General features: G+C 38.5%; 1 protein-coding gene. It reads right to left on the bottom strand.

The features are described from left to right. Positions 1-1,187: IS256 family transposase (locus tag BM098_RS13225; protein WP_089834131.1), on the bottom strand; the 1,187-nt coding region annotated here is incomplete at its 3' end. Positions 1,188-1,304 lie beyond the last annotated feature (117 nt).

Genomic DNA, 1,304 nt, shown 5'->3' with positions numbered 1-1,304 from the left:
TTCGCTAGCTGTTCTTCGAACATCTCTATAATTTCTGGTTTAGCTTTTTTAAAGCCGCGATGGCAACGCATCGCAAATTTTTGATTATAATCTAAGAAGATTGACACGAGAAAACGTTCTAAGGATTCTTCGTTTGGAAATTGCTCTTTTCTCTTTGTATACCGCTTGATTTGAGCGTTAAAGCCCTCAATTAAATTTGTTGAGTAAAGACTGCGTTGAATGCACTCTGGAAAGTCCAAAAAGACGAGAAGTTGATTATTTTGAACAAGGTTATCAACGAGTTTTTTATATGATGGGCGCCATTTCTTTTCAAAGGCTTTGAGAGCCTCTTGTGCACTTTCAAGATCCGTTGCTTGGTGGATTTTCTTGAAGTCATCGGCAATCTCTTCACGATCACTAACACGCGCTTTCCCATTAATATTGCGGGCAATGTGTACAAGACATGTTTGATGTTTAGCGTAAGGATAGACGCGATGAATGGCATCTGTCATGCCTGAAAGGCCATCAGAAATAAATAATAAGACATTTTCTAGACCGCGTGCTTTTAGGCCTTGAATCAATTCTTCCCATACCATAGCGGATTCTGTCGGCGCAATTGTAAAATCTAAGACTTCCTTGTGTCCGTCTTCATCAATGCCAATCGCGATATAGACAGCTTCTTTCGCAACGGTTTTACGACGAAGTGGAATGTGCGTTGCATCTAAATAAACGCAGACATATCGCTTGTTTAGAGGGCTAGATTTATAAGCTTCAATATCAGCTTCAACCATCTTAGTGAAGTTTGAAATGGTTTGTTTAGAATAGTGATGCCCATACATTTTTTCCATGAGATCAGCGATTTCTGATGTGGTCATCCCTTTTTTATATAGATGAATCACAACCTCTTCGAGCGAATCACTATTACGCTTATAGGGAGCAACGGTCTGTTGTTCAAAGAAACCATTACGATCACGTGGAACTTGAATAGACAATTCACCAAACTCTGTATTGAATTTACGTGAGTAATAGCCATTACGAGAATTACCTGAGTTGACGCCTTTGGCATCATAAGGCTCATAGTCTAGGAAGCATGTTAGTTCATTTCGAAGCAATTGATTAACAGCGTGTTCTAAATGTTCACGAAAAATTTCTTTAATATCACGATTTTCAACTAGAGCTTGAGCTAAATCTGTAGTAAGATGGTTCATAGGAAGTCCTCTTTTCTGTGAATGTTGTTTGGTAACTCTATTCTACAAAAAGAGGCTTCCTTTTTCCATGCTCAAAAACGAGTCAAAGGTCGTTTACACAAAATATTGTACACTATC

This window comes from Halolactibacillus halophilus, assembly GCF_900115605.1.
GTDB lineage: Bacteria > Bacillota > Bacilli > Bacillales > Amphibacillaceae > Halolactibacillus > Halolactibacillus halophilus.
The sequence above is the reverse complement of the archived record's forward strand: the minus strand, read 5'-3'. Positions and strand labels throughout refer to the sequence as shown.